Source organism: Rugamonas fusca, from assembly GCF_014042365.1.
Lineage (GTDB): Bacteria > Pseudomonadota > Gammaproteobacteria > Burkholderiales > Burkholderiaceae_D > Rugamonas > Rugamonas fusca.
The window spans coordinates 21,601-47,450 of sequence record NZ_JACEZS010000025.1 but is presented as its reverse complement, the minus strand read 5'-3'; the positions used below and the strand labels follow the sequence as shown (position 1 = coordinate 47,450).

The 25,850-nt window shown below is 66.0% G+C and carries 21 protein-coding genes; 11 read left to right on the top strand and 10 right to left on the bottom strand.

Annotated elements, in window-relative coordinates:
* Positions 1 to 116 precede the first annotated feature (116 nt).
* On the bottom strand, positions 117 to 1,046 hold the full coding sequence (locus H3H36_RS22405) for a DMT family transporter (protein WP_229220051.1): 930 nt from the start codon (positions 1,044 to 1,046) through the stop codon (positions 117 to 119).
* Between the two features lie 72 nt (positions 1,047 to 1,118).
* Positions 1,119 to 2,087 (bottom strand): threonine dehydratase, encoded by a 969-nt coding sequence (locus tag H3H36_RS22400; protein ID WP_182220286.1) that lies wholly within the window; start codon positions 2,085 to 2,087, stop codon positions 1,119 to 1,121.
* A gap of 113 nt (positions 2,088 to 2,200) precedes the next feature.
* Here H3H36_RS22400 and H3H36_RS22395 point away from each other — a divergent pair, with 113 nt between their 5' ends.
* Both H3H36_RS22395 and H3H36_RS22390 read left to right on the top strand, forming a co-directional pair.
* Positions 2,201 to 3,715 carry an aminotransferase-like domain-containing protein gene (locus tag H3H36_RS22395; RefSeq protein WP_182220285.1) on the top strand — a complete coding sequence of 505 codons (1,515 nt, stop codon included), beginning with the start codon at positions 2,201 to 2,203 and terminating at the stop codon, positions 3,713 to 3,715.
* A gap of 127 nt (positions 3,716 to 3,842) precedes the next feature.
* A complete protein-coding gene (locus H3H36_RS22390; RefSeq protein ID WP_182220284.1) occupies positions 3,843 to 7,106 on the top strand; it encodes a thioester reductase domain-containing protein in 3,264 nt (1,087 codons plus the stop codon).
* Here the strand turns inward: H3H36_RS22390 and H3H36_RS22385 are convergent.
* The 4 genes from H3H36_RS22385 to H3H36_RS22370 are packed head-to-tail and all read right to left on the bottom strand — an operon-like array spanning position 7,075 to position 12,248.
* A complete protein-coding gene (locus tag H3H36_RS22385) occupies positions 7,075 to 7,659 on the bottom strand; it encodes a phosphatase PAP2 family protein (protein ID WP_182220283.1) in 585 nt (194 codons plus the stop codon). The two genes, H3H36_RS22390 and H3H36_RS22385, sit on opposite strands and share 32 nt — an antisense overlap.
* Positions 7,660 to 7,702: 43 nt before the next feature.
* Entirely contained in the window at positions 7,703 to 8,713 is a 1,011-nt protein-coding gene (locus H3H36_RS22380; protein WP_182220282.1) for a CFI-box extended C-terminal domain-containing protein, read from the bottom strand.
* A 2-nt stretch (positions 8,714 to 8,715) separates the two neighbouring features.
* Entirely contained in the window at positions 8,716 to 10,299 is a 1,584-nt protein-coding gene (locus H3H36_RS22375; RefSeq protein WP_182220281.1) for a hypothetical protein, read from the bottom strand.
* Positions 10,300 to 10,307: 8 nt separating this feature from the next.
* Positions 10,308 to 12,248 (bottom strand): hypothetical protein, encoded by a 1,941-nt coding sequence (locus H3H36_RS22370; protein WP_229220050.1) that lies wholly within the window; start codon positions 12,246 to 12,248, stop codon positions 10,308 to 10,310.
* Between the two features lie 293 nt (positions 12,249 to 12,541).
* Here H3H36_RS22370 and htpG point away from each other — a divergent pair, with 293 nt between their 5' ends.
* Positions 12,542 to 14,461, top strand: coding sequence for a molecular chaperone HtpG (htpG, locus tag H3H36_RS22365; protein ID WP_182220279.1), 1,920 nt, complete (start codon positions 12,542 to 12,544; stop codon positions 14,459 to 14,461).
* 98 nt (positions 14,462 to 14,559) lie between these two features.
* Here htpG and H3H36_RS22360 read toward each other — a convergent pair whose 3' ends face one another.
* From H3H36_RS22360 to kynU, 4 genes are all read right to left on the bottom strand, one after another.
* The gene (locus H3H36_RS22360; RefSeq protein ID WP_182220278.1) at positions 14,560 to 15,168 is read right to left on the bottom strand and encodes a CHRD domain-containing protein; all 609 of its coding nucleotides are present in this window, start codon (positions 15,166 to 15,168) and stop codon (positions 14,560 to 14,562) included.
* Positions 15,169 to 15,288: 120 nt separating this feature from the next.
* Positions 15,289 to 15,834: an RBBP9/YdeN family alpha/beta hydrolase gene (locus H3H36_RS22355; RefSeq protein ID WP_182220277.1), complete on the bottom strand. Its 546-nt coding sequence runs from the start codon at positions 15,832 to 15,834 to the stop codon at positions 15,289 to 15,291.
* Positions 15,835 to 15,918: 84 nt separating this feature from the next.
* Complete coding sequence (gene kynA / locus H3H36_RS22350) at positions 15,919 to 16,812, bottom strand: tryptophan 2,3-dioxygenase (protein WP_182220276.1); 894 nt, start codon at positions 16,810 to 16,812, stop codon at positions 15,919 to 15,921.
* A 21-nt stretch (positions 16,813 to 16,833) separates the two neighbouring features.
* Positions 16,834 to 18,084 carry a kynureninase gene (kynU, locus tag H3H36_RS22345; RefSeq protein WP_182220275.1) on the bottom strand — a complete coding sequence of 417 codons (1,251 nt, stop codon included), beginning with the start codon at positions 18,082 to 18,084 and terminating at the stop codon, positions 16,834 to 16,836.
* 646 nt (positions 18,085 to 18,730) lie between these two features.
* Between kynU and flhD the strand changes: the two genes are divergently transcribed.
* The 8 genes from flhD (at position 18,731) to cheA (ending at position 25,835) form a co-directional block, all read left to right on the top strand.
* Positions 18,731 to 19,048, top strand: a complete 318-nt coding sequence (flhD, locus tag H3H36_RS22340) for a flagellar transcriptional regulator FlhD (protein ID WP_182159314.1) — start codon at positions 18,731 to 18,733, stop codon at positions 19,046 to 19,048.
* Between the two features lie 51 nt (positions 19,049 to 19,099).
* Positions 19,100 to 19,645: a flagellar transcriptional regulator FlhC gene (gene flhC / locus H3H36_RS22335; protein WP_182220274.1), complete on the top strand. Its 546-nt coding sequence runs from the start codon at positions 19,100 to 19,102 to the stop codon at positions 19,643 to 19,645.
* Between the two features lie 40 nt (positions 19,646 to 19,685).
* Positions 19,686 to 20,498, top strand: a complete 813-nt coding sequence (locus tag H3H36_RS22330; protein ID WP_375539614.1) for a class I SAM-dependent methyltransferase — start codon at positions 19,686 to 19,688, stop codon at positions 20,496 to 20,498.
* A gap of 188 nt (positions 20,499 to 20,686) precedes the next feature.
* Positions 20,687 to 21,547 (top strand): flagellar motor stator protein MotA, encoded by an 861-nt coding sequence (motA, locus tag H3H36_RS22325; protein ID WP_182220273.1) that lies wholly within the window; start codon positions 20,687 to 20,689, stop codon positions 21,545 to 21,547.
* Positions 21,548 to 21,599: 52 nt separating this feature from the next.
* Positions 21,600 to 22,526: a flagellar motor protein MotB gene (motB, locus tag H3H36_RS22320; RefSeq protein WP_182220272.1), complete on the top strand. Its 927-nt coding sequence runs from the start codon at positions 21,600 to 21,602 to the stop codon at positions 22,524 to 22,526.
* Between the two features lie 45 nt (positions 22,527 to 22,571).
* A complete protein-coding gene (locus H3H36_RS22315) occupies positions 22,572 to 23,120 on the top strand; it encodes a chemotaxis protein (protein WP_182220271.1) in 549 nt (182 codons plus the stop codon).
* 69 nt (positions 23,121 to 23,189) lie between these two features.
* Entirely contained in the window at positions 23,190 to 23,555 is a 366-nt protein-coding gene (locus H3H36_RS22310) for a response regulator (protein WP_182220270.1), read from the top strand.
* Between the two features lie 45 nt (positions 23,556 to 23,600).
* Positions 23,601 to 25,835 carry a chemotaxis protein CheA gene (cheA, locus tag H3H36_RS22305; protein WP_182220269.1) on the top strand — a complete coding sequence of 745 codons (2,235 nt, stop codon included), beginning with the start codon at positions 23,601 to 23,603 and terminating at the stop codon, positions 25,833 to 25,835.
* Positions 25,836 to 25,850: the final 15 nt, after the last annotated feature.

The window sequence follows — 25,850 nt, the reverse complement described above, 5'->3', positions numbered from 1 at the left end:
CCGTGGGCGTGCGGTTGGGGGCGTTAAGTGAGCGCGTCGTGCGCGGCAGACCGATATTGTACGTCGTGCCGGGGGCGCTGCCCACAAAGCAGGCAAAATCAGAATTCTCTACGGTTTTAGCGCCGCTTCACCTGCATTTTGCGGCCCGCGCCCACCACAATGATCACTGCCAGTGCGAATACCAGGGTTGGCCATTCCGGCGTCTCGCCCAAAAACAGGCCTGCGCCCAGCATGGTCAGGAACGGCTGCACCAGTTGCACCTGGCCCACCCTGGCCACGCCGCCCAGCGCCATGCCGCGGTACCAGAAGAAGAAAGCGAGGAACATCGAGACCAGCGACACATAGGCAAATCCGGCCCAGGCGCGGGCGCCGGCGGCGGCGATGCGGGCCGCGTCGTGCCAGGCCAGCCAGGCCACGGCCGGCGCCAGCACGGGGGCGGCCAGCAGCAGGGCCCAGCAGATCGTTTGCGGCCCGCCCAGGCGCTGGGCCAGTTTGCCGCCTTCCGCGTAGCCCAGCGCGGCCAGCAGCACGGCCGCCAGCAGCGCCAGGTCGGCCGGGCGCAGCGTACCGCCGCCGTCACGCAGGGCGAAGCCGGCCACCAGCGCCGAGCCCAGCATCGCCATGCACCAGAAGCCGGCCGAGGGCCGCTCGCCACCGCGCAGCGCGGCCCATACGGCCGTGGCCAGCGGCAGCAGGCCGACCAGGACGGCGCCGTGGGTGGCCGGCACGCTGCGCATGGCGATCGAGGTCAGCCATGGGAAACCGACGATGCAGCCGCCGGCCACGCAGGCCAGGGGCAGGAGGGCCGAGCGTGGCGGCCATGGCGCGCGGTTCCAGCCCAGCCACAAGGCGGCGCAGCAAGCGGCGGCCACGGCCCGGCCCAGCGCCACGAAGGCGGGATTGAAGTCGGCCACGGCCATCCGGGTGAACGGCAAGGTGAGGCTGAACATGGCCACACCGATCAGGCCGAGCAGCATGCCGGCGGCATCGTCGCTCAGGCCGGTAGTGGTGGCCAGGGGGCGGCCAATGGCGGCGGGTGTTCGCATGGTGTCTTCCTTCCTGTTCCTGAATTGTGATGGTCTGTGCCGCTACAGTGGCCAGGTGTGGGTGCGCGCCGTTCAGGCACCGTGCAGCACGCCGGCCAGCATGGCGGCATCCACATTGCCGCCGGTCAGGGGCAGGCCGATGCTGCGGCCGCGCCAGGCCGGGTCCTGCTGCAAGGCCAGGGCGGCGGCCAGCGCCGCGGCGCCGGCCCCTTCGGCCGTGTTGTGGGTGGCGCGGTGGTACAGGCGCATGGCGGCGGCCACCTGCTCGTCGCTGACGGCCACCACATCGTCCACGTATTCAAGGATGATGGCGAGCGAGTGCGGGTCGGGCACGCGGCAGGCCAGGCCGTCGGCCAGTACGGTGGTGACGGGCGATTCGATGCTGCGCCGGGCCCGGAACGACAGCTGGTAGGCCAGCGCATGCTGCGACACGACGCCGATAATGGGCATCTTCAGCCCTAATGCGTTGCGGGCCGCGATGGCCGCGCAGATGCTGGAGCCCTGGCCAATCGGCGCCAGCAGCAGTTCCAGTCCAGGTTGGGCGCGCAACAGTTCCATCCAGGCCGTGGCCACGCCGGCCATCAAGTCCGGATGGTAGGACGGAACCATGTGCAGGCCGTCGCGTTCGGCCAGCATCAGCGCGTGCTCGCGGCTGGCCTGGAAGTCGTCCCCATGTTCAATCAGCTGTGCACCCAGGGCGCGCATGCCGGCATTCTTTTCCGTGCTGTTCCCGTGCGGGACCACGATGGTCGCTTGCAGGCCATGGCGGCGGGCCGCGTAGGCCAGCGACAGGCCATGGTTGCCGCGCGTGGCCAGCACGATGCCTTTGACGCCGGGCAAACGGCGTGCAAGTGCCTCCACATAGACCAGTCCGCCGCGTACCTTGAAGGCGCCGGTGGGGGTATGATTTTCGTGCTTGATCCACGCTTCCACGCCCAGCCCTTCGTTCAGCAGGGGCCAGCTGTATTGCGGCGTGGGCGCCATGGCGGCGTAGACGGTGGCGCTGGCGGCATCGAGGTCGGAACTGGTGGGCAGGTGCATGGCGGCTTTCCCCGGTCGGTGGATTTGTGTGGGTGATGGGTGTATCCTAAGCGACAACACCAGTACAGTCCCAATACACTTTTCCACATAATTTCAAATACTGTGACGGTAATATGACCAATACACTGTCCCCGCAAACGACCGCACAACCTGGCAAGGCGCGGCCGGTGGCGCTCGTGGCGCTGCTGTCGCGCGAATCAGGCGAATCGCTGATTGACCAGATCGTCCGTTCCGTGGCCGCGCGCATCGACGACCGGCTGCTGCGCGGCGGCGCGCGCATGCCGTCGATCCGCCAGTTCGCCGCCGCGCACGGGGTGTCGGCGTTCACGGTGGTGGCCAGCTACGACAAGCTGGTGGCGCGCGGCTACCTGGAATCGCGGCGTGGCGCCGGCTTCTATGTGCGCGAACGTCCCGCGCTTGGCCCCGGCGCCGCCGAGGCAGGGACGGCGCAAGTGGCGCGCCTGCCGCTGGAGCGCTTCGACAGCAAGCCTATCGACGTGGTCTGGCTGGTGCGTAACATGTTCCGCCAGGTGCCGCACCAGCAGATGCCCGGCACGGGCGTGCTGCCGTCGGAATGGCTCGACGGTCCGATGGTGGCCAATGCGCTGCGCGCTGTCAGCCGCCAGCATCCGGGCACGTTGCTCAATTACGGCGTGCCGCATGGTTCGCTGCTGTTGCGCCAGCAGTTGCAGCGCAAGCTGGCGGAACTGGAAATTGGCGCGGCGCCGGAGCAGATCGTCACCACGGCCGGCGTGACGCAGGCGCTGGACCTGGTGGCGCGCGAGTTCCTGCGGCCTGGCGACACCGTCTTTGTCGACGATCCGGCCTGGTTCCTGATGTTTGGCTCGTTCGCCGCGCTGGGCGCGAAGGTGGTGGGCGTGCCGCGCCTGGCCGATGGCCCGGACATCGCGCAGCTTACCCACTTGGCCGCCATCCACCGGCCCAAGCTGTACGTCATCAACTCGGTGCTGCACAACCCCAGCTCCACCTCGCTGTCGGCGGCCAAGGCGTTCCAGGTGCTGCGACTGGCCGAGGAATACGATTTCGTCATCGTCGAGGACGACATCTATTGCGACCTGCATCCGGGCAGCGCCGTGCAGCCGGCCACGCGCATGGCGGCGCTGGACCAGTTGCGGCGGGTGATTTACCTGGGCGGCTTTTCCAAGACCATGGCGGCCAACCTGCGGGTGGGTTACATCGTCACGTCGCCCGCATGGGCCGAGCGCCTGGCCGACCGCAAGATGCTGACCACCCTGACCACCAGCGATATCGGCGAACGGGTGGTGTACAAGGTGCTGTCCGAAGGCGCCTACCGCAAGCACGCCGACCGGGTGCGCGCGCGGCTCGACGGCGTGCGCGCCAAGACCATACGGCAGCTGGAGCGGCTGGGCATGACGATCGACGTGGCGCCGTCGGCCGGCATGTTCGTGTGGGCCGACGCCGGCTGCGACACCAACGCGCTGACGGAACGGGCCTCGGCGGAAGGATTGCTGCTGGCGCCGGGCAGCCTGTTCTCACCGCAGCAATTGCCTTCCACCCGCATGCGGCTCAACGTGGCGGCCATGCAGGACGCGGGCGTGTGGCGTTTTCTTGAACGGGAGCTGCCGCGCGGGCGCGCGGCACGCTAGAATAGACCAGCAGCCGTCGTTACGCATTACAGCTCACGTATTACCGCTTACTTTCACACTGCATTTCACACTGCATTTCACGCTGCACGTGTTGGCGTGCAGCCGTGCACCGCCGGAGCTTGCGTCTATGGATTCCATCTTCGATCTGCTCGAACACTGGACTGCCCTGCGGCCTGACAAGGTCCTGTTCGAATTCCGTGACCGGCTGGGGCAGACCAGCGCACGCCACACCTACCGCACTTTTCACGCCCACACGCTGGCCCTGGCCGCGCGGCTGATGGCCACGCCCGGACTCGAGCCGGGCGCGCGCGTGCTGCTGGCCCATCCGGCCGGACTGGAAGGAGTGGCTGCCTTGCTTGCCTGCGCGCGCGCCGGCATGATCGGCGTCCCGGTGGCCTTGCCGCGCACGGCCGGCGACACGGCCATGCGCCGCCTGCGCGCCATCGGCGAGAATTGCGGCGCGGCGGCCTTGTTGACGGACGATGTGCATGTGGCGCGCCTGGCGCAGTTGTTCGCGGCATCCGGCACGGCGCCGCCCTGGCCGCTGCTGGCGCTGGATGGCGACGCGGCCGGCCGGGATGGCCAGTACACCGAGGCCGGTCTGCCGCCGCGCCGCCATGAGCGGCTGCTGTTCCTGCAATATACGTCCGGTTCCACCGGCTTGCCGCGCGGGGTCATGGTCAGCCACGAGAATGTGATCGCCAATGCGCGCGCCACGCTCGATCATGTGCCCACCGGGGTGTCATGGCTGCCGCAGCACCACGACATGGGGCTGATCGGCTACTACCTGTTTCCCATCGTGTCCGGCGGCAGCAACTACGGCTTCGCGCCGGTTGACTTCCTGCGCCGTCCCGCGCTGTGGCTGCGCATGATCGCCGAAGTGGGCGCGACCTACAGTTCATCGCCCAACTTCGGCTTTGAATACTGCCTGCGCGAAGGCAAAGTGTCGGACGCCGAACTGGATGGCGTGGACCTGTCTTGCCTGCGGGTGCTGATGAACGCCGGCGAGCCGGCGCGGCCGGACACGATACGGCGCTTCCACCGCCGCTTCGCCCGCTTTGGCCTGGCGCGCGGCGCCTGCACGGTGGCCTACGGACTGGCGGAAAATACGCTCAACGTCACGCAGGGTGGCTGCGGCAGTGTCGCCGTGCGGCACGATGGGCACGCAGGCGCAACAATGACCACGGCCGCGTTGACGTTGGCCGAAGCCGCCGATGGCGGACACACCGTCGAATACGCGAGTTGCGGCACACCCGTGGCCGGCGTGGCGCTGCGGATCTGCGCGCCGGACAGCGGCCGCCCGCTGGCGGAGCTGGAAGTGGGCGAGATCCGCGTTGGCGGCCCGTGCGTTACCTCCGGCTACTGGAACAATGCGGCGGCTACCGTTGCGCTGCTGGGCGATCCGAACGGCGAGGGCGCCGACGACAGCTGGCTCCTGCGCACGGGCGACCTGGGTTTCCTGCACCAGGGCCAACTGTACGTGTGCGGCCGCAGCAAGGACATGCTGATCATCGGCGGCGCCAACTTCTTCCCGGACGACCTGGAGCAAGCGCTGGCGGCCAGCGGCGCCGCCGTGCGGCCACGGGGCATCTGTGCATTCCAGTGCGATGACGGCAGCGTAGCCGTGCTGGCCGAGCCCCGGCACACGGATGTCTTGCCCGATCCCGCCATGCTGGCGCTGGCCATCCGCGCCGTCTGCGGCCTGCTGCCCGACCAGCTGCACGTGGTGGCGCCCGGCACGGTCGCCATGACCACGTCGGGCAAGATCGCACGGGCCGAAACGCGCGCGCTGTTCGAGGCGGACAAGGTTGAATCGCTGGCGTGCTGGCGCAACGATGCGCCATGCCTGCCGCAGGAAGGCGATCCGGATGGCGAGCAGACGAACTGGCGCGACGCCGTGCAGCGCGCGTTCGCCCGCCAGGGCATCGCCAGCGACAGCGTCGCGCTGGCCGACCTGGGCATCGATTCGCTGGCGCTGACGGAAATCCAGCTGGAACTGGAGGACGTGCTGCGCGGCTTCGGTTCCGGCGCGCTGGCCGAGGCGCTTGATGCGCAGTTGCTGCAACGCCTGTCGCAGCGCAGCCTGTTGTCCGCGCTGGCGCCGCTCGACCATGGCCATGATGGCGGGGCCGATGCGGCCATGGCGGCCCTGGCGCAGCTGCGCGCGTCGCTGGACGACGCCATCGCCGCCCGTATGCTGGAGGACCGCGGCCGCCCGCTGCCCGCAACGGAAAGCCTTGCGCCGCCCACTGGCCGGCCCGGTCGCGCCATCCTGTTGACGGGGGTGACGGGGTTCTTCGGCCCGTTCCTGCTCGATGAACTGTTGCGCCAGGTCGATGATGAGGTGGTGGTCCTGGTGCGGGCATCCGACCCCGCCGCCGCCATGGCGCGGGTGGAAGCGGCCCTGCGCCATGCGCGCCTGTTCACGCCCGCGCTGCACGCACAGTTGCGCGCGCGGGTGCGCGCCGTGTGCGGCGACCTGGCGCTGCCTTCCTGGGGACTGAGCGCGGCGCAATGGCAGGCGCTGGCGCACAGCGTGGGCGAGGTGTTCCACAACGGCGCCTGCGTGAATTACGTGATGACGTATGAAGCCATGCGCGCCACCAATGTGGAAGGCGCACGAACGGCCTTGCGCCTGGCCCGCGACAGTGGCGCACGTTGCCTGCACCTGGTGTCGAGCACGTTCATTTTCGGCTGGAGCGCCAAGGGCGTGCTGCTGGAATCGGACTGCAACGGGGCCATGGAAGCGCTGGATTTCGGCTACGCGCAAAGCAAATGGGTGGCCGAACAGCAGGCGCTGGCCGCGCGCGCCGCCGGCATGGACGTGCGCATCTACCGGCCCTCGCTGATTTCCGTCTCGACCCAGGGCGCGGGCGACGACAACGACGTGGCGCTGCGCATGCTGGCCTTCATGATCCGGCACGGAATCGCCGTGGACACGCCCAATCAGCTCAGCATCGTGGCGGCGGACGTTATCGCCCACAATATCGTGGCCATCGCGCGCCAGCCGCACGCGCCGGCCACGCCGCTGCACGTGACGGCCGATCACTACTACAGCATGACGGCGCTCACGCGCGTGATCGAGCGCGATTTCGGCTACCGCTTCCGTTACTACGACATTCCCCATTTCATCGACCAGCTCAACTTGCGTTGTTCGGCCAGCGATCCCGTCTATCCGCTGCTGGATTTCTTCAACCGTTCGGCCGACAAGATCGCCGCCATGCAGCTCAAGCGCTACAGCAGCAACGCCTATCGCCAGGCCCGCGACAGCCTGGCCGATGGCCGCGCCGACCCTTCGCTGGAGCAGACGGCCAGCTACCTGGTGCGCTACCTGCTGGAGCAGGGCATGATCGCGCCGCTCACGGCGCCAGCGGCCGCGGCCGGGAACTGAGGCGGCGCGCGAGGTGATCGCACCACCAGGCCGCCAGCAGGCCAGCCGCCGCATCGGCCACCGTATGTTGTTTGGACAGGCAAACGGATGCCACGATGGTGGCCAGTACCAGGGTGGCCGGCACGCGCCAGCGGGCGTCGTCGCGTACCAGCGCGCCGCTGGCCAGCGCGGCCAGCGATACATGCAGCGAGGGCAGCAGGTTGCGCGGCGGGTCGATCGCGTGCAGATGGCGCAAGGCCAAGGCCGTGAGCGGGTCCAGTCCGGCGCCGCCGGCTTGCACGCGCAGTTGCGGCGCCTCTGCCGGCACCAGTACAAAACACAGGATGGAAAAGGCGATCAGCAGCGCATAGCTGTAAGCGGTGTGCCGGAACAGGGCGGGCGACTGTAGCAGTACAGCGGGCATGCCCATCCAGACTATGCCGAACAGATAGGGCCACAGTGCCAGTCCGGCGAATGGGATGGCCGCGTCCAGTGCGGACGATGGATTAAAAATGGGCGCTGGATGCAGCCAAACGCCGGCCGCGAAATAGCCCAGCGCCCAAAACCCGGCCAAGCCCACACTCCAGGCCAGCCGGGTGCCCAAGACGATTTGGGCCTCAGGGGAGTGCATCGATCATGCCAGCCCGTGCCAGCGCGCCCTCGGTGCCCGGCCAGGCCGTTTGCAGCCTTGCTCCGATCTGGCTGCGCGCGCGCGGGGCGAACCGCACCAGCGATGCTACTGACGCCAGCTCGTCCTCAAGCTGCTGCGGCGTGGGCGACATCACGCAGTCCAGCGGCGCCGCGCCCAGCCAGGCTGCCACCTGGTCCCGCATGTCCAGCCGTTCGGCCGCGCCGTGCCAGGTGCGTTGCAGCGGTTCGAAGATCGCCCACTGCACCAGCGGCAGCGCCAGCGCCGCGCGCAATTGGGGCTCCAGTTGCGCCACCAGGCCGGGCGCGCCGGCCGGCAATGGCTCGCCGCGCAGCAGCAGCGCCAGGTAGGACGCCACCTTGGCCGGGCTCAGGTAGCGCGGACAGGCAGAGCGCAATTCCTTCTCGGCCTGGCGCACGGCCGCCGCGTCATCCGGCGCCAGCGCCAGTTGGCCGGCCAGTTGGAACCACGCGAACAACGGCCGCACCACCAGTGCCATCACGCCCATGCGCGCCGCCTCGCTTTCCGCGATCTGGTCTGCCAGTGCAGGGCTGAAGCGCCAGTACTGGTCGTAGATGGCGTCGATCAGGCGTCCGGCCAGCGGCGCGCGGGCCGCCACCTGGTCGCGCAGCGCGCGCATGCCCGTCACTTCCTTCGACTGGGCCGAACCGCTGGCGGCCGTCACGATGAAGCAGCTGACGCCTCCTCCGCCCGAACTTGGCGGCGGTGGCACGTACACGCTCAAACAGGTCGATTGCGGCGTGCCTATCTGTGACCGGTCGAAGGTGAAGTTGCGCGACGAGTAGCCGGCCTTGGAAATCTGCACGATGTAGCCGCTGTAGTAGTCGTCGATCAGCGCGATGAACTGGCCATAGCTGTCGGTGTAGCCGCCGCCGCCGTAGCCGTCGCTGATCAGCGCGCCCTGTATGCCTGCGTTGGTGGCGCAGTCGTGCACCACGAGTGTCACTGCCCAGACCATGGCTATTCTCCTTTGGCGACGGTGTAGCCGAACAGCGATGGTCCGGCGAAATGGACGGCGGGGATGGAGGCGCCGCGGCTGCCGGGCAGGGCGCCGGCCAGCAGCGACGATGGCCCGCCCTGGCCCTGTTGCGCGGCGATGCGCAGCATGCCGGCGATCTTGGCGACCAGGTCGGCGCTGTCGCGGATCGGCAGCAGCGACTTGAAGCCGAAGCGTTCCACCATGGCGGGACTCAGATACATGCCGTCCACGTGCACGTACTGCACGGCGCGTTCAATTTCCTCGATGCTGGAAATGGGCAGGTGCTTCTGCATGGCGCGCGCGATCTCCAGCGCCAGGCGGGCCTGGGGAAATTGCGCGATCACCAGGGCCTGCAGGGCTGCGTCTTGCGGATCTTGGCTGGGAATTTTCATGGACTCATCCTCCATAGTGTGATGCGGGGTGGCGCGGAACCAGGCCGGGTGGGCCAGGACCAGCAGGTAGCCGCCGGTGACCGCTTGGGCGGTGGTGTGGCAGATATTGAGCACGACGAAGGTGTTGAGCGGCAGCGTCTGGGCCTGCAGTTGCAGTTCAATCTGCTGGGCCACGCCGGCCTGGCCATCCACCTTGAACAGGTGTTCTCCCAGCGGCGCGCGGCCGTCCAGCGGCATCGGGCGCAGCTTGTCGTCGGGCCGTGCCAGCGCGCGGGTGGCGCCCGTCTGGCGCACGGCGGCGATCACGGTCTTGGCCGGAATCTGTTCTCCCGCCACGGGTGGCTGGCGCGGCCCGCCCGGCGCGCGGCGCGCCGTCATGGCTTGCGGCCGCAGCCCGGCCAGCAGGTGGGCGGCCGCTTCGCCCAGCAGGCGCACGGCGTTGGTGGGCTCCTTGGGCAGCTCGCGCAGCACGCCGCGCAGAGCCGTCACGTGCAGCTCGGCGCGATTGCCGCCGGGCGCCCAGAACTGGAACGGCTGCGCCACGGCCGGCAGCACGGCCAGGTTGCGCTGGCCCACGTGGCGGTCGGCCCAGGGCTGGAATGGCAGCAGCAGCGGGTCGAGCACGTGATTGTCGCAGTTGACGAAGGCGCATTCGTGGCCATTATTGAGGTAACTCGGTATCCACGGCGTGGCGCAGCGCACCACGCGCGACGTCATGGGCCCGATCTCGGCCCATTCCGTGCCGATGAAATGGGCGTCGGCCGCGCCCAGGCCCACGGAAGGATCGGCCCAGTAAAAATCGATCTTGGCCGGTGCCGCCGTGCCCGCGCCAAGGTTGAACACGCGCGCCACCAGGTGGTTTTCCGCGCCGGCCTGGGGCCGGCCGGACGGGTCTGGACTCTCGACCCAGATGAACGGCGAGGCCCAGTACGGCGTGCCGGAGGCCAGCGGCCGCAGGCCGTAGTCGCCCAGGTTGCAGGGCAGGACCATCCACGCCGTGTACTGGGCGCGCCCGCCCTGTTCCTTGAGCCAGGCCAGCCACGCGCGCCGGCGCGCCTGTTCCTGCTTGTCGAGCGCATCCTGGGTGCGCCGCCATTCATCGAGCCACTGCTGTTCATCGCGCTGCTCGCGCCGTGGCTGGCCGTCGCGGGTGGCCGGTTTCAATTCGGGCATGATGGGCCTCACGTGCTAGGTTCGATGTTGACCGGGTTGGTCCAGTCATCCGTCACGAAATGCCAGTTCTGGAAGCCCAGGCCACGGTCGCCGTCCAGGTCGTGGTCGGGCAAGTCGGACGTGGGCGCGCCCAGCCAGGCCAGCATGGCGTCCACCGTGTTGATGAAGCCGGCCGGGTCGTTCCCCATGCCGGGCGCGAACGGCCACGGGCTGGCGTCGAATGGCGAGCGGCTGCCCAGCGGATTGGCCGGATCGTCGAGGAAGCCGGATGGGTAGGCCGCCGCCAGCGCCGGCTGCGTGCCCGGTTGTTCCATGGCGCCGCTGGCGTCGTCGAACCAGGAAAAGCCCATGCCGTTCCATGGCAGCACGGGATAGCCTTCGCGCGAGGGGCGGGTCAGCACGGTGTTGTCGCCGGTGCGGATGTGGGTGGGGATGGCCGACAACAGCTGCACCACCGTGTCGTCCGTGCTCAGTTCGGGCGTGTACGGGTGCACCAGGCCGCCCAGGCTCATCACGTCATGCAGCGCGCGCAGGCCGTTGTACATGTAGAGCCGGTACCACACCAGGCTGCAGCGGAACTTGTCCCAGTCGATGGTGCCGGCGCTGGCGGCCAGCGCGATGGCGCCGGCGATGGCCGCGCCGCCGGCCACCCAGCCGCCAAAGCACAGCGCCACGATGCCCAGGATGGCCAGCAGCACGGCGCACACCACGTTGGCCGGCTTGACCTTCTTGTCGATCTCCGGCGGCGGCGGGCCGCCCGTGCTGCCGCCCGCATCGCCCGGCACGGCGGGATTGGTCCACGGTGGCGCACCGCCGCAGTCGGTGGGCGCCACCGGGGCCACGGCGTTGCAGCCCAGCGTTTGTGGGCTGGTCTGGAACCACAGCACCAGCCACGCCATCGCATAGGCATCTTGCAGGCGGTCGGCGTCCATTTGCGGGCGGTCCATGCCCAGGTCGCCGTACACGTGTTCGTAGGCGTCCAGCCAGTAGCTGACGAAATCGGCCGGCAGGCCCGTGCCGAGCGCGTTCCCGAGCCGCAGGTCCTGCATCATGTGGTCGGGGTCGAACGTGGCGCCGGGCACGGCGACCTGCTCGTGCAGCTTCTGCGCGCACAGGTTGGGCCAGTCCGTGTAGGGCTTGGGCCGCGGCCCCACCTTGGCGTAGCCATAGGACCACAGGTCGATGTAATTGCCGACGAAGCGCGAGCGCCACCACTGGTTGCGGTACGGTGCGCCGACGATGCTGGCCACGGCGCTGGCGCCGCCGGCGCTGAGCGACCAGCTCGACAACCAGCCCAGCGCATAGGCTTTGAACTCGTCGCGCCCGCTGGCGTGGGCCGATTCCCACAGCCGCTGGGCGAAGCGGCCCGTCCGGCGCTGCGACAGGAATTCGCGCAGCGTCCAGAAGCGCGGCGGGAAGCCGGCGCCACCGCCGACGCGCGGCCGCACGGCGGCGGGCATCATGCGCGTGCCGATCAGGTCCGCCACCTGCGGCACGATGCCCAGGTTGGACGGCGTGCCGTCGCCCTTGATGGCGACCAGGATGGCACTGAGGTCGGTGGCGATCTGGTTCAGCGTGTCCACTTCGCCGCTCATCGCTTGCAGCGCGTCCAGGTCTTCGGCGGCGGCCACCGTGTCGAGCCGGTCGAGCAGGTCGCGGATGCGGTCGAGCACCGGCTTGAGGCCGGGGTTGGTGGCCGTGCCGTCGCCGCCGAACACGTTGAACACCAGCTTCCACAAGGCGATATAGGGATTGGCGCCGGCCGTGCCCAGCGTGCCGCTGGCGGGCAGGCGCACGGGCGCGAAGTCGCCGATGGCGGTGCCCAGCGCGCCAAAGTTGGCGTAGCGCGCGTGGGTGGTGATCAGGTTGCCCAGCGCCGCCAGTTGCGGGTCGGCCGCGGCGAGCAGACGTTCTCTTAGCAGCTGCAGCGCCGCCAGTTTGGTGGCCATGCCGATCATGACGTCCCCCCGTTTTTTGACGCACCCAGGGTGCATCTTGCATGTATCGTGGCTCAGGACTGCTGGCCTTGCACCGCGCGCCACAGGGGCGGGAGCGAGCCCGGCTGTGTTCAATATAGGCAGTAAAACAACGGGGATATACGCCAATTGTCACACGCTAAGATGCAAGTTTTACGTTTTGGCAGGCAATTTTTCCTATGGGCTTGAATTCGCTCCTATAATCCCCACCTTCGCCAAATCCGTGCAACACAACCTGTATCAACCGAGACTAACTAGAGGTAAAAATGGCTGACAACGAAAAGCAAACCCTGGGCTTTCAAGCTGAAGTGAAGCAGCTGCTGCAACTGATGATCCACTCGCTGTACTCGAACAAGGAAATCTTCCTGCGCGAGCTGGTGTCGAACGCGTCGGACGCGGCCGACAAGCTGCGTTTCGAGGCGATCAACAACGACGCGTTGTACGGCAACGATCACGAACTGAAAATCAAGGTTAGCTTCGACAAGCAAGCGCGCACCATCACCATTTCCGACAACGGCATCGGCATGAACCGCGAGGAAGCCGTCTCGCACCTGGGCACCATCGCCAAGTCGGGCACCAAGGAATTCTTCGGCAAGCTGTCGGGCGACCAGCAGCAGGACGCGGCCCTGATCGGCCAGTTCGGCGTGGGCTTCTATTCCGGCTTCATCGTGGCCGACAAGATCACGGTCGAAACCCGCCGCGCCGGCGCGGCCGCCAACGAGGCCGTGCGCTGGGAATCCGGCGGCGAGGGCGACTACAGCGTGGAGACTATCGAGAAGGCGTCGCGCGGCACCGACATCATCCTGCACCTGCGCGAAGGCGAGGATGAGTTGCTGTCGAGCTGGAAGCTCAAGTCCATCATCCGCAAATACTCGGACCACATCTCGCTGCCCATCATGATGCGCAAGGAAGAGTGGGACGAGGAGAAGAAGGAAACCGTGCTCAAGGACGAGCTGGAAACCATCAACCAGGCCAGCGCGCTGTGGGCCCGCAACAAGTCCGACATCACCGACGAGCAGTACGCGGAATTCTACAAGCACGTCTCGCACGACTTCCAGGCGCCGCTGACCCACACCCACAACCGGGTGGAAGGCCGCAGCGAATACACCCAGCTGCTGTACATCCCGGCCAAGGCCCCGTTTGACCTGTGGGACCGCAACAAGCGCAGCGGCATCAAGCTGTACGTCAAGCGCGTGTTCATCATGGACGACGCCGAGCAGCTGATGCCGACCTATTTGCGCTTCGTGAAAGGCGTGATCGATTCGGCCGACCTGCCGCTGAACGTGTCGCGCGAGATCCTGCAAGAGTCGCGCGACGTGAAGGTGATCCGCGACGGCTCGACCAAGCGCGTGATCGGCATGCTGGAAGAACTGGCCAACGCCGAGGAGCAGGACAAGAAGGACAAGTACGCCACCTTCTGGAAGGAGTTCGGCCAGGTGCTGAAAGAGGGCATCGGCGAGGACGCCACCAACAAGGAGCGCCTGTCCAAGCTGCTGCGCTTTGCCTCCACCCACAACGACAGCGACGAGCAGAACGTCTCGTTCGAGCAGTACGTGGCGCGCATGAAGGAAGGCCAGGACAAGATCTACTACGTCACAGCCGATAACTACACGGCGGCCAAGAACAGCCCGCACCTGGAAATCTTCCGCAAGAAGGGCGTGGAAGTGCTGCTGCTGACGGACCGCGTGGACGAATGGATGCTGTCGTTCCTGCAGGACTTCGACGGCAAGGAACTGGTGTCGGTGGCCAAGGGTGGCCTGGACCTGGGCAAGCTCGAGGACGAGGCCGAGAAGAAGGAACACGAGGAAACCGAGTCGTCCTACAAGGACCTGGTGGCCAAGATGAAGGAAGCGCTGGGCGACAAGGCCAAGGACGTGCGCGTGACGTTCCGCCTGACCGATTCGCCTGCCTGCCTGGTGGCCGACGAGCACGAACTGTCCGGCAACCTGCTGCGCATGCTGAAGGCGGCCGGCCAGAACGCGCCTGATTCCAAGCCCATCCTGGAAATCAATCCCAACCACCCGCTGGTGACGCGCCTGAAATACCAGGATGCGGGCAGCCAGTTCAACGACTGGGCCCACATCCTGTTCGATCAGGCCTTGCTGGCCGAAGGCGGTTCGCTCAGCGATCCGGCCACCTTCGTCAAGCGGTTGAATGAAATGCTGCTCAACGGCGCAGCCAAGTAAGCACACATTATCGTACCTGGCCGCAAGGCCAGGAACCGTACCGGCGTCATGTTCACGGGAGTGGGCATGACGCTTTTTTCATGGGCATGCCGTGGAGCTTAGCTGCCACGGTTGCCGTTCTTGCGCCGCCTTCCCAGCAGCAGAACGGGCAAACCCAGTGCCAGCATGGCGAATCCGCTTGGTTCCGGTACGGGCGCGGCTGGGGTGTAACCACGGATCTCACCGTTGGGATATTGGTCCGAATGGATGTTGAGGTAGGCTTCGCCGCCTGCCAGTCCGGCCATCAGCGCTTGTTCCGCGCCCGACGTGGTGCCGCCGTGGGCGGAAATGAAGGCCGGGTTCCAGCTGCTCGCTTGCGAAGTGTCGAACAGATGGCTGTAGGCGCCGCTGTGGCCGCCCAGCGGGAAGCCCGGGAGGGTGGGCAGTTCCGTGGCCACGATCGCGCTGCCGGCGCCCGGCGCGGCCGTGCAGCAGTGGATATGGGCGGCCGTGGTCACGCCATCGAGCCCGCCATACGCCACCGTCACCTGCAACTGGTGCATCAGGTCGTTGAAATCGATCACCGCCGCGCCCACGCCCTTGGAGGCGTTGGCCGGGTCCTCGTGGGTGCCGTCGAGCAGGAAGGCATAGCTGGCCGCGTGGGCCGCTGTCATGGTTGAGAGCAGCAGCGCGAGCGCTGCCGCGCCATGTCGGATTTGCTTGTTCATCTTATCTCCTTTGCTGGTTCTGAAACGGCGGGCGGACTGTCGCCCGCCACCGTTAGACCGGACCTCAAAAGGAGGAGTTCCTGCTGCTGGGATAAGGTTTTTATCGGGAGCGGCTTGCGCTTACCGCTGCAGCTGGGCGCAAAAGTCCAGCAGCAGTTGTTCGCCTTCGGGCCACGGACCATAGCCGGCGTCGCCGTTGATGTGGCCAGCGTCGCCGATGGTGACCAGGCGACTGCCCCATGCGGCCGCGAACTGCCGCGCGCGTTCGATGGTCACATAGGGATCGTTGGTGCTGGCCACCACGATGCTGGGGAAGGGCAGCGGGGCCAGCTGCATGGGCTGGAAGCCCGTGGTGCAGTCGGGGTAGCTGGGCGCATCGACGTCGCTGGGACCGACGAGGAAGGCGCCGGCCACGCGCGCGCGCGAACCGGAGGCGGCCCAGCGCGTCACCAGGCTGCAGCTCAGGCTGTGCGCGGCCAGCACGGGCGGCTGGCCGCAGGCGGCGATGGCCTTGTCCAGTTCCGCCACCCATTCGGCGCAGTCGGGCGTGTCCCAATCGCGGTGCGGCACGCGCAGCCAGCCGGGATGTCTGGCTTCCCATTGGGTTTGCCAGTGCAGCGGTCCCGAATTCCACAATCCGGCCAGCGTCAGTACCTGCGGCTCCATGGGGCGTCCTTTCAATCTTGAATGAAAGGCAATGATAGCCGAAGTTGGCCGCGACTGTGCGCAACCATACCGGGACAGTGCGCGTTACAGTTCCGTACGGAGTGCAAACAGTTCGGGGAACAGCACCACGTCCAGCATCTTGCGCAGGTAGCTCACCCCGGCCGTGCCGCCGGTGCCGGTCTTGAAGCCGATGATGCGCTCGACCGTCGTCACATGGCGGAAGCGCCAGAAGCGGAACGCTGTCTCCAGGTCGACCAGCTTTTCAGCCAGCTCGTACAAGGCCCAGTGGCGCTCGGGGTCGCGGTACACCTCCAGCCAGGCCGCCTTGACGGAGGCGTCGGCCACGGTGGGCTGGGTGCAGTCCGCGTGCAGGCGTTCGGGGGAGATGGCCAGCCCATTGCGGGCCAGCAGCTGGATGGATTCGTCATACACGGATGGCGTGCGCAGCGCCGTGTCGAGCAGCGCGAACACTTCCGGCGTGGTGCTGTGCACGTTGAGCAGGGCGGCGTTCTTGTTCCCCAGGATGAACTCGATCTCGCGGTACTGGTAGGACTGGAAGCCCGACGAGGCGCCCAGGTAGGGGCGGATGGCCGTGTATTCGGGCGGCGTCATGGTGGCCAGCACGTCCCAGGCGTGCACCAGCTGGTCCATGATGCGGGCCACGCGGGCCAGCATCTTGAACGCGGGCGCCAGGTCGTCGGCGCGCAGGTGGGCGCGCACGGCGTGCATCTCGTGCAGCATCAGCTTCATCCACAGTTCGCTGGTCTGGTGCTGGACGATGAACAGCATCTCGTTATGGTTGGGCGAGAGCGGGTGCTGGGCGTTGAGGATCTGGTTCAGGCCCAGGTAGTCGCCGTAGCTCATCGATTTACTGAAGTCCATCTGGGCGCCATGCCACTGGGCGTCCGATGGGTTGTGGGCGGCGCCGGCCGCGTGCGGGCAGCCGCCGGCCGCGCCTTGCTTGTTCTGCTCAGTCATGGTGTTCTTTCGTAGGCGTTGTCAGGTCACGGCGTCGCGCTTGGCGTGCACGTCGTACGCTTGCCGGTCCAGGATGTCGCGCAGGATCTCGACCGCATCCCACACGTCGGCATAGCTGGTGTACAGCGGCGTGAAGCCGAAGCGCATGATGGCCGGTTCGCGATAATCGCCGATCACGCCGCGCGCGATCAGGGCCGCCATCACGGCGTAGCCATGCGGGTGGCTGAAGCTGACCTGGCTGCCGCGCAGCGCATGGGCGCGCGGCGTGACCAGGGCCAGCGGATGGGCGGCGCAGCGCTGTTCCACCAGCGCGATGAACAGGTCGGTCAGTGCCAGCGACTTGGCGCGGATGGCGTCCATGGTGGTTTGCGCGAACACGTCCAGGCCGCATTCGACCATGGCCAGCGATACCACGGGCTGGGTGCCGCACAGCGCGCGGCCGATGCCGTCCGTGGCCGTGAAGTGGGGCGTCATCGCGAACGGCGCCGCGTGGCCCCACCAGCCCGACAGCGGCTGCTGGAAGCGGGCCTGGTGCCGCGTGGGCACCCAGATGAAGGCGGGCGCGCCGGGGCCGCCGTTCAGGTATTTATAAGTGCAGCCAACGGCCAGGTCGGCGCCGCCCGCGTGCAGGTCGACGGGCACGGCGCCGGCCGAGTGGGCCAGGTCCCACACGATCAGGGCGCCGCGCGCATGGGCCAGCGCGCTGGTGGCGGCCATGTCGTGCTGGTAGCCGGTACGGTAGTTCACGTGGGTGAGCATGACGACGGCCGTGTCGTCGCTGATGGCCTGGGGCAGTTCCTCCACCGAGTCGACCAGGCGCACCGTGTAGCCGCGCTCCAGCCACGATGACAGGCCCTGTGCCATATAGATATCGGTGGGGAAGTTGCTGCGCTCGGTGACGAGCACCCGGCGCGCGGCCCGTTGCGGATCGCCGGCCTGCATGCGCAGGGCGGCGGCCAGCGCCTTGAACAGGTTGACTGAGGTGGTGTCGGTGATGACGACTTCGCCGGCGGCGGCGCCGATCAGCGGCGCCAGCCGGTCGCCCAGGCGGCGCGGCAGGTCGAACCAGCCGGCCGTGTTCCAGCTGCGGATCAGGTCGTGCCCCCATTCCTGGGCGATCACGTGCTGGGCGCGGGCCAGGGCCGCCCTGGGGCGCGCGCCTAAAGAATTGCCATCCAGATAAATTACGCCTTGCGGCAAGTCGAACTGGTCGCGCAGGGCGGCGAGCGGATCACGCGCGTCGCGTTCCTGACAGTCTATGCGAGTTGTCATTAAGTAGCTTTCTTCGGGTAGAGGAAATACTTGAGGCCTCAACATTTGAGGCCTGAGCCGCGAGTGTAGCAATTATTTACGCGTTTTAGCCAAAAACAGGCCGTCGCGGGCGCTATCTGCCACCACCTCATCGGCCGCAAACCCGCATGGATACTGGCTTTACGGGCGCCCGCCCAACTTTTTTCAACAATTTTCAAAAAAATTCAAAAAAACCCTAAAGTTCCCGAAAACGCTGCCGTTACCAGTTTCAAGATGCGCCTGAAAAGGTGTGGCGAACGGCCCCGGCGGGGTGGATGTAAAAAATCGAAAAAATTTTCATTTTTTTTCGTCCAGACCCTAAAGTTCCTGAAAAGGCTGCCGTAACCGGGTTAGATGTGGCAAAAAAGAGTCGCGCTAACGCACTATTTTGATGCTTAGGACAGGATGTTGTTGAAGCTTCCCGACCGCTTGAAACCCGCGCCGCAAGGGCGTAGGAGACCGATCTGCGAGTGTTTGTAAGACAAACACCGACAGGTCGCACCCGCTATTTCCCGACGAAAAATACAGAGGGTTACCTCTACAGGTATTTTTGTTGCTCCCGCAGAATGTATCTCACTGGAAACGCAATTGTGTTCCGCGCTGAAGATAACGGATCGAGGAGAAGGAAATGACTGCTAACGATATGATGGCCGAAATTCGCGACGCTAACCTGAGCTACCTGATGCTGGCCCAGCAGATGATTCGTGCGGACAAGGTGACGGCAATCTTCCGCCTGGGTATCGCCGCTGAAATCGCCGACCTGATCGAGGGCATGAGCAACGCCCAGATCTTGAAACTCGCTGGCGGCAACATGATGCTGGCCCGCTTCCGCTTCGACGACAGCGCCATCCTGTCCATGCTCACCAGCCATAACAAGGACCGCGCCCTGGCCCAGTCGCACGCCGCCATCCTGATGGCCGGCCAACCGGTGGAAGAAATCGTTTAAGATTCTATCTTTCATACCGGCAATAACCGGCAACAGCGAGGAGAGCACATCATGGCCACCAAAAGTGTCGTATCGGAAGCCCAGGAGATTCAGCTTGCGATCGAACTGATCCAGCTGGGCGCCCGCCTGCAGTTGCTTGAATCGGAAGTGTCGCTGTCGCGCGAGCGCCTGCTCAAGCTGTACAAGGAATTGAAAGGGGTGTCGCCACCCAAGGGTATGCTGCCGTTTTCGACGGACTGGTTCCTCACCTGGCAGCCGAACATCCACTCCTCGCTGTTTATCAATATCTACAAGTTTCTGGTCGATCACGCGGGCGCCACCGGCATCGAAGCCATCATGAAGGCCTACAAGCTGTATCTGGAACAGATGCCGCCGGAGCCGGGCCAGGAGCCGCAACTGTCGTTGACCCGTGCCTGGACCCTGGTGCGCTTCTTCGGCAGCAAGATGCTGGAACTGGCCCCGTGCGGCAAATGCCAGGGCAAGTTCATCGTTGACAGCATGGACTTGAACGGCAGCTATGTCTGCGGCCTGTGCCACATGCCTTCGCGCGCCGGCAAGACCAAGAAAGCCCGCGATTCCGACACCCTGGCCGCGTGACACCGCGCGCGCCAACTCCTGAGCCGGGGCGGGGCAGGGCGTGAGCCGTTCCGCTCGTCCCACCCGTCCCCGTCCTGGCCGCGCCGGCGCCGCGCCGCGCCGCCGTCTGCTGCGTGCGCCCGCCGTGCAAGCCTTGCTGATCCAGTGCGGTGCCGTGCTGCCCACGCTGTTCCTCGTTTACCTGCTCGACACCGTGCGCCTGCCCGTCACGCTGCTGGCGGCCGCTTTGCTGCAAGGCGCGCTGGCGGCCCTGCTGACCTACAAGCTGGGCCTGGCGCCGTGGTGGCGGCCGATTCAGTTATTGTTTCCCGTTGCCTTGCTGGCCGCGAGCGCGCTGCACCTGCCGCCGTCGCTGTTCCTGGGCGCCTTCCTGTTTCTGCTGGTGCTGTACTGGTCCACCTTCCGCACCCAGGTGCCGTACTACCCGTCGCGGCTGGCCGTGTGGCAGGCTGTCGAGCAATTGCTGCCGGCCGGGCCGGTGCGCATGATCGACATCGGCAGCGGGCTCGGTGGCCTGGTGCTGTATCTGGCGCGCCGCCGTCCCGATGCCGATTGCGTGGGCATCGAACTGGCGCCGCTGCCGTGGGCCGTGAGCGCCTTGCGGGCCAGGCTGGCGGGCAGCGCCGCCCGCTTCCTGCGCGGCGATTACGAATTACTTGATTTCGCTCAATTTGATCTCGTATTCGCCTACCTGTCGCCGGCCGCCATGGATGGCTTGTGGCGCAAGGCGTCAGCGGAAATGCGGCCCGGCGCCATGTTGCTCAGTTATGAGTTCGCCATCGCCGCCCGCGCGCCCGACCGTACCGTCGTCCCCGTCGAGGGCGGCCCCGCTCTGTACGCATGGTACTTTTAAGCATCATTTGGCGTTATTTACTTGCCGGGTCGCCATTCTCACGTTATTGTAGTTCCACGCATAAATTTATTGAATTCAGAGGGCGGATGAGCTTACATTCTGTCCCTGTTCGCGCATCCGGCGTCTGCGTTCACTGCAGTGACGGAGCCGGCCGGCGCGGCGCAGCATAAAGAGGGGAGTCAGCGCACTTGTTAGTCATAATTGGATATATCGTAGTCTGCGCTGGCGTGTTCGGCGGTTTTGCGCTCAATGGCGGCCACCTGGCCGCGCTGCTGCAGCCGCTGGAACTGGTGATGATTGGTGGCGGGGCGCTGGGCGCCTTCCTGGTTGGTAATAACGGCAAGGCCATCAAGGCCACGCTGGCCGCACTGCCGACCCTGTTCCAGGGCTCGCGCTACACCAAGGACCTGTACATGGAACTGATGTCGCTGCTGTTCGACATCCTGTCCAAGGTCCGCAAGGAAGGCTTGATGTCGATCGAAGGCGATATTGATTCGCCGCATGAGAGCCCTCTGTTCAGCAAGTATCCTGGCGTGCTGCACGACCACCATATCATCGAGTTCATGGCCGATTACCTGCGCCTGATGGTGTCGGGCAATATGGACGCGTTCCAGATCGAGAACCTGATGGACAACGAGATCGAGACCCACCACCACGAAGGCATGGTGCCGTCGCACGCGCTGGCCAAGCTGGGCGATGGCATGCCGGCGTTCGGTATCGTGGCGGCCGTGATGGGCGTGGTGCACACGATGGAATCGGTGGGCATCCCGCCGGCCGAGCTGGGTATCCTGATCGCGCACGCGCTGGTCGGCACCTTCCTCGGTATTTTGCTGGCCTACGGTTTCGTCGGCCCGCTGGCCAGCCTGCTGGAGCAGAAGCTGGAGGAATCGACCAAGATGTTCCAGTGCGTGAAGGTCACGCTGCTGGCCAGCCTGAATGGCTACGCGCCCGCGCTGGCCGTGGAATTCGGCCGCAAGGTGCTGTACTCGACGGAACGTCCGACCTTCGCCGAGTTAGAGGACCATATCAAGAAATCGAAGTCGAAGTAAGTCCGGCCGCACGGTATGATCTCGGGTATGACGCACATCACAAGGACTGGACATGGCTGAAGAGGGCTTGCGGCCAATTATCGTCAAGCGCATCAAGAAAAGCGGCGGTGGTCACCACGGCGGCGCGTGGAAGATCGCGTACGCCGATTTCGTGACGGCGATGATGGCCTTCTTCCTGCTGATGTGGCTGCTCGGCTCGACCACCAAGGGCGACCTGAACGGCATCTCCGAATACTTCAAGACCCCGCTCAAGGTGGCCATGCAGGGCGGTGCCGGCAGCGGCGACAGCTCGTCCGTCATCCCCGGCGGCGGCAAGGATTTGACGCGCAAGGAAGGCCAGGTCAAGGCCGCCGACGACCCCTCCATCAAGAAGACCTATAACCTGTCGGCCGCCAAGCAGGCGCTCGAGCACGAAGAAACCGTGCGCTTGCAGGCGCTCAAGGAGAAGATCGAAGCCAAGATCTCCTCCGATCCGCTGCTCAACAAGTACAAGAACCAGCTGCTGCTGGACCTGACCAGCGAAGGCTTGCGGATCCAGATCGTCGATGAGAAGAACCGGCCCATGTTCGCGCTGGCCAAGGCCGAACTGGAGCCGTACGCGCGCGACATCCTGTACGAGATCGGCTTCGTGCTCAACGACGTGCCCAACAAGATCGGCCTGTCCGGCCACACGGACGCCACCCCCTACATGAACGACGCCGGCTACAGCAACTGGGAATTGTCGGCCGACCGCGCCAACGCCTCGCGCCGGGCGCTGGTCGCCGGCGGCATGAACGAGAACAAGATCCTGCGCGTGGTGGGCCTGGCCTCGGCCGCCTACCTGGACAAGCAGGATCCGTTCAACCCCATCAACCGCCGGATCAGCATCATCGTGATGAACAAGAAGACGGAAGAGAATGTGATGCGCGACAGCGCCAAAATCGATGTCGGACCCGCCGAACCCGCAACCAGGGCGGCGGCCGCCGCAGCCGGCAAATGAGGCCGGCGCGGCGCGCGGAAGGATGAGCAGGAGAATGAGACTGTTATGACGAGAAAAAAAATACTAGGCTCCCATGTGAAGCGCCTGCTGTCGGGTGTGTCCGACCACGGCCGGCGCCACCTGACGGAGGTGGAGACGGACCTGATCCAGACCGGCCTGCTGCTGGAGGAGGCGATCGAGAAGCTGACCTTCAATTTCATGGCCATCCACCAGGCGGTGGAGGCCGAACAGGACACCATCCAGCTGCTGCTGGCCGGCGGCACGCCCACGGCCGAGCAGAAGGCCAGGCTGGAGGAATTGCACGCCCAGGTGGGCAAGCACGTGAACGCGGCCATCACCAGCATGCAGTTCCAGGACATGACGAGCCAGCTGATCGACCGCACCTTGAAGCGCGTCACGGGCTTGCGCGAGTTCCTCGGCACGCTGGGCGCGCATGGCGCCGAGATGCTGCCCGAGAGCGACAACGAGGAAATTGTGGCATTGCTGGGCAAGGTCAGCATGGCGCTGGCGATACAGAGTCTGGAATTGCGCAGCGTGCTGCGCAAGGCTGTCAGTCAAAAACACCTGGAAAGCGGCGACATCGAGCTGTTCTAGCCCGGTCCGGCGCGTGATCGATTTAAAAAAGAGGGGCCTAGGCCCCGGAATTGAAGAGTGAGAGCAAAGATGGCTAAAACAATACTTGCAGTTGATGATTCCAGTTCCCTGCGCCAGATGGTGGCCTTCAGCCTCAAGGCTGCCGGCTACCAGGTGGTGGAGGCGGTCGATGGCCAGGACGGTCTGGAAAAAGCCAAGCTGCAAACCGTGGACCTGGTGCTGACCGACCAGAACATGCCGCGCATGGACGGCCTGCAGCTGATCAAGCTGCTGCGTGAGCTGCCTTCCTACCAGAAGGTGCCGATCCTGATGCTGACCACGGAATCGTCCGACGAAATGAAGTCCAAGGGGCGTGCCGCGGGCGCCAATGGCTGGCTGGTCAAGCCATTTGACCCGCAGCGCCTGATCGAGGTAGTGAAAAAGGTCATCGGCTGATGAAGCGAGTGCACTGATGCAAAGCGAACTTCACGGAGTCTCACCATGACCATCGATATTAGCCAGTTTTTCCAGGTCTTCTTCGATGAGGCCGAGGAATTGCTGGCTGAAATGGAGCGGCTGCTGCTGGCCGTTGACATCGACGCGCCCGATGCCGAGGATCTGAACGCGATCTTCCGCACCGCCCATTCCGTCAAGGGCGGCGCCTCCACGTTCGGCGTGACCGACATGACGGAAGTGACGCACATCCTGGAAACCCTGCTCGACCGCGTGCGCAAGGGCGAGATGGCGCTCACCTCCGAGCACGTGGACGCCTTCCTGGCCGCCAAGGACATCCTCAAGATGCAGCTCGACGGCCACCGCCACGGCGCCGAGGTGGACCAGGACGCCGTGGCCGACGTGCGCATGATGCTGCAATCGCTGTCGCAGGACGCGCCGGTGGCCGCGCTGGCCCATATCGCCCCGTCGTTCCACAGCGCGCCCGAGGTGGCGGCCGTGGACCACAGCGGCGGACGGCGCTACCGGCTGGAACTGCCGGCCATGGCGCACCGTGAAGTGACGGCGCTGGGCGCGGAACTGGGCTTGATGGGGCACGTCTCCATCACCCCGCTCGACCACGACCGCAACGCGATGGTGGTCACCACCCACGAGAGCCTGGACGACATCATCGCCATCTGCTCGTTCGTGCTCAATCCGGACCAGATGGTGGTGACGGAGCTGCCGGCCCTGACGCCCGAGCAGGCCAGCCTGGAACAGGCGGAACGGGCCAAGACCGAGGACGCGCTGGGCTACGGCTTCTTCGACCCGGTGGACTTGACGCCGGCCGCGCCGGCCGCCGCGCCAGCGCCGTCCGGCCAGGGCCAGTCCGGCCAGGGCTACGGCTTCTTCCAGCCGCTAGCCGAGATCCGCGCCGCCGCCGCCGAAGGCGCGGACGACGCGCGCGGCTATGGCTTCTTCCAGCCGATCGAACAGATCCGCACGGCCGCCGGCCTGCCGCCCGAACCGGCGCCCGTGGCGGTGCAGCAGCACCACGAGGAACACGAGAAAAAGCCGGGCAAGAAGGAAGAGAAGGCCACGCCGGCGCCGGGCGCGGAATCGTCCTCGATCCGGGTCTCGATCGAAAAAGTCGACCAGCTGATCAACCTGGTGGGCGAACTGGTGATCACCCAGGCCATGATCGAGCAGCGCGTCGATACGCTGGACCCGATGGTGCACGAGCGCCTGCTCAACAGCGTCAGCCAGCTCACGCGCAACACCCGCGATTTGCAGGAAGCCGTGATGTCGATCCGCATGATGCCGATGGACTTCGTGTTCTCGCGCTTCCCGCGCATGGTGCGCGACCTGGCCGCCAAGCTGGGCAAGAAAGTCGATTTCATCACCAATGGCGCGGCCACGGAACTGGACAAGGGCCTGATCGAGCGCATCGTCGATCCGCTCACCCACCTGGTACGCAACAGCATCGACCACGGCATCGAGATGCCCGACGTGCGGCGCGCCGCCGGCAAGGCCGACGCGGGCCGCCTGTTCCTGTCGGCCAGCCACCAGGGCGGCAACATCATCATCGAGGTGTCGGACGACGGCGGCGGCTTGAACCGCGAGAAGATCCTGGCCAAGGCCATGCAGAACGGCCTGCCCGTGTCCGACACCATGGCCGACGCCGACGTCTGGCAGCTGATCTTCGCGCCCGGCTTCTCCACCGCCGAACAGGTGACGGACGTGTCCGGCCGCGGCGTGGGCATGGATGTCGTCAAGCGCAACATCACGGCCATGGGCGGGGTGGTCGACATCCGCTCGGCCAAGGGTTACGGCACCACCATCTCCATCTCGCTGCCGCTCACGCTGGCCATCCTGGACGGCATGTCGATCCGGGTCGGCGAGGAAGTCTACATCCTGCCGCTGGGCTTCGTGATCGAATCGCTGCAGCCGGCGCCGGAAGACATCAAGGAAATCAGCGGCAAGGGCAAGGTGGTCAAGGTGCGCGGCGAATACCTGCCGCTGGTGCCGCTGTACCAGATGTTCGACATCACGCCGCGCTACACCTGCCCGTCCGAGGGCATCGTCGTCATCATCGAGACGGAAGGGCGCAAGGCCGGCCTGTTCATCGACGACCTGGTGGGGCAGCAGCAGGTGGTGGTCAAGAACCTGGAATCGAATTACCGCAAGGTGGCCGGCATCTCCGGCGCCACCATCCTGGGCGATGGCGGCGTGTCGCTGATCCTCGATGTGGCGGCCTTGATACGCTCGTCGCGCCAGCTGGCCGACGAATCGATCTTTTCATGAATTCTTTGACATATA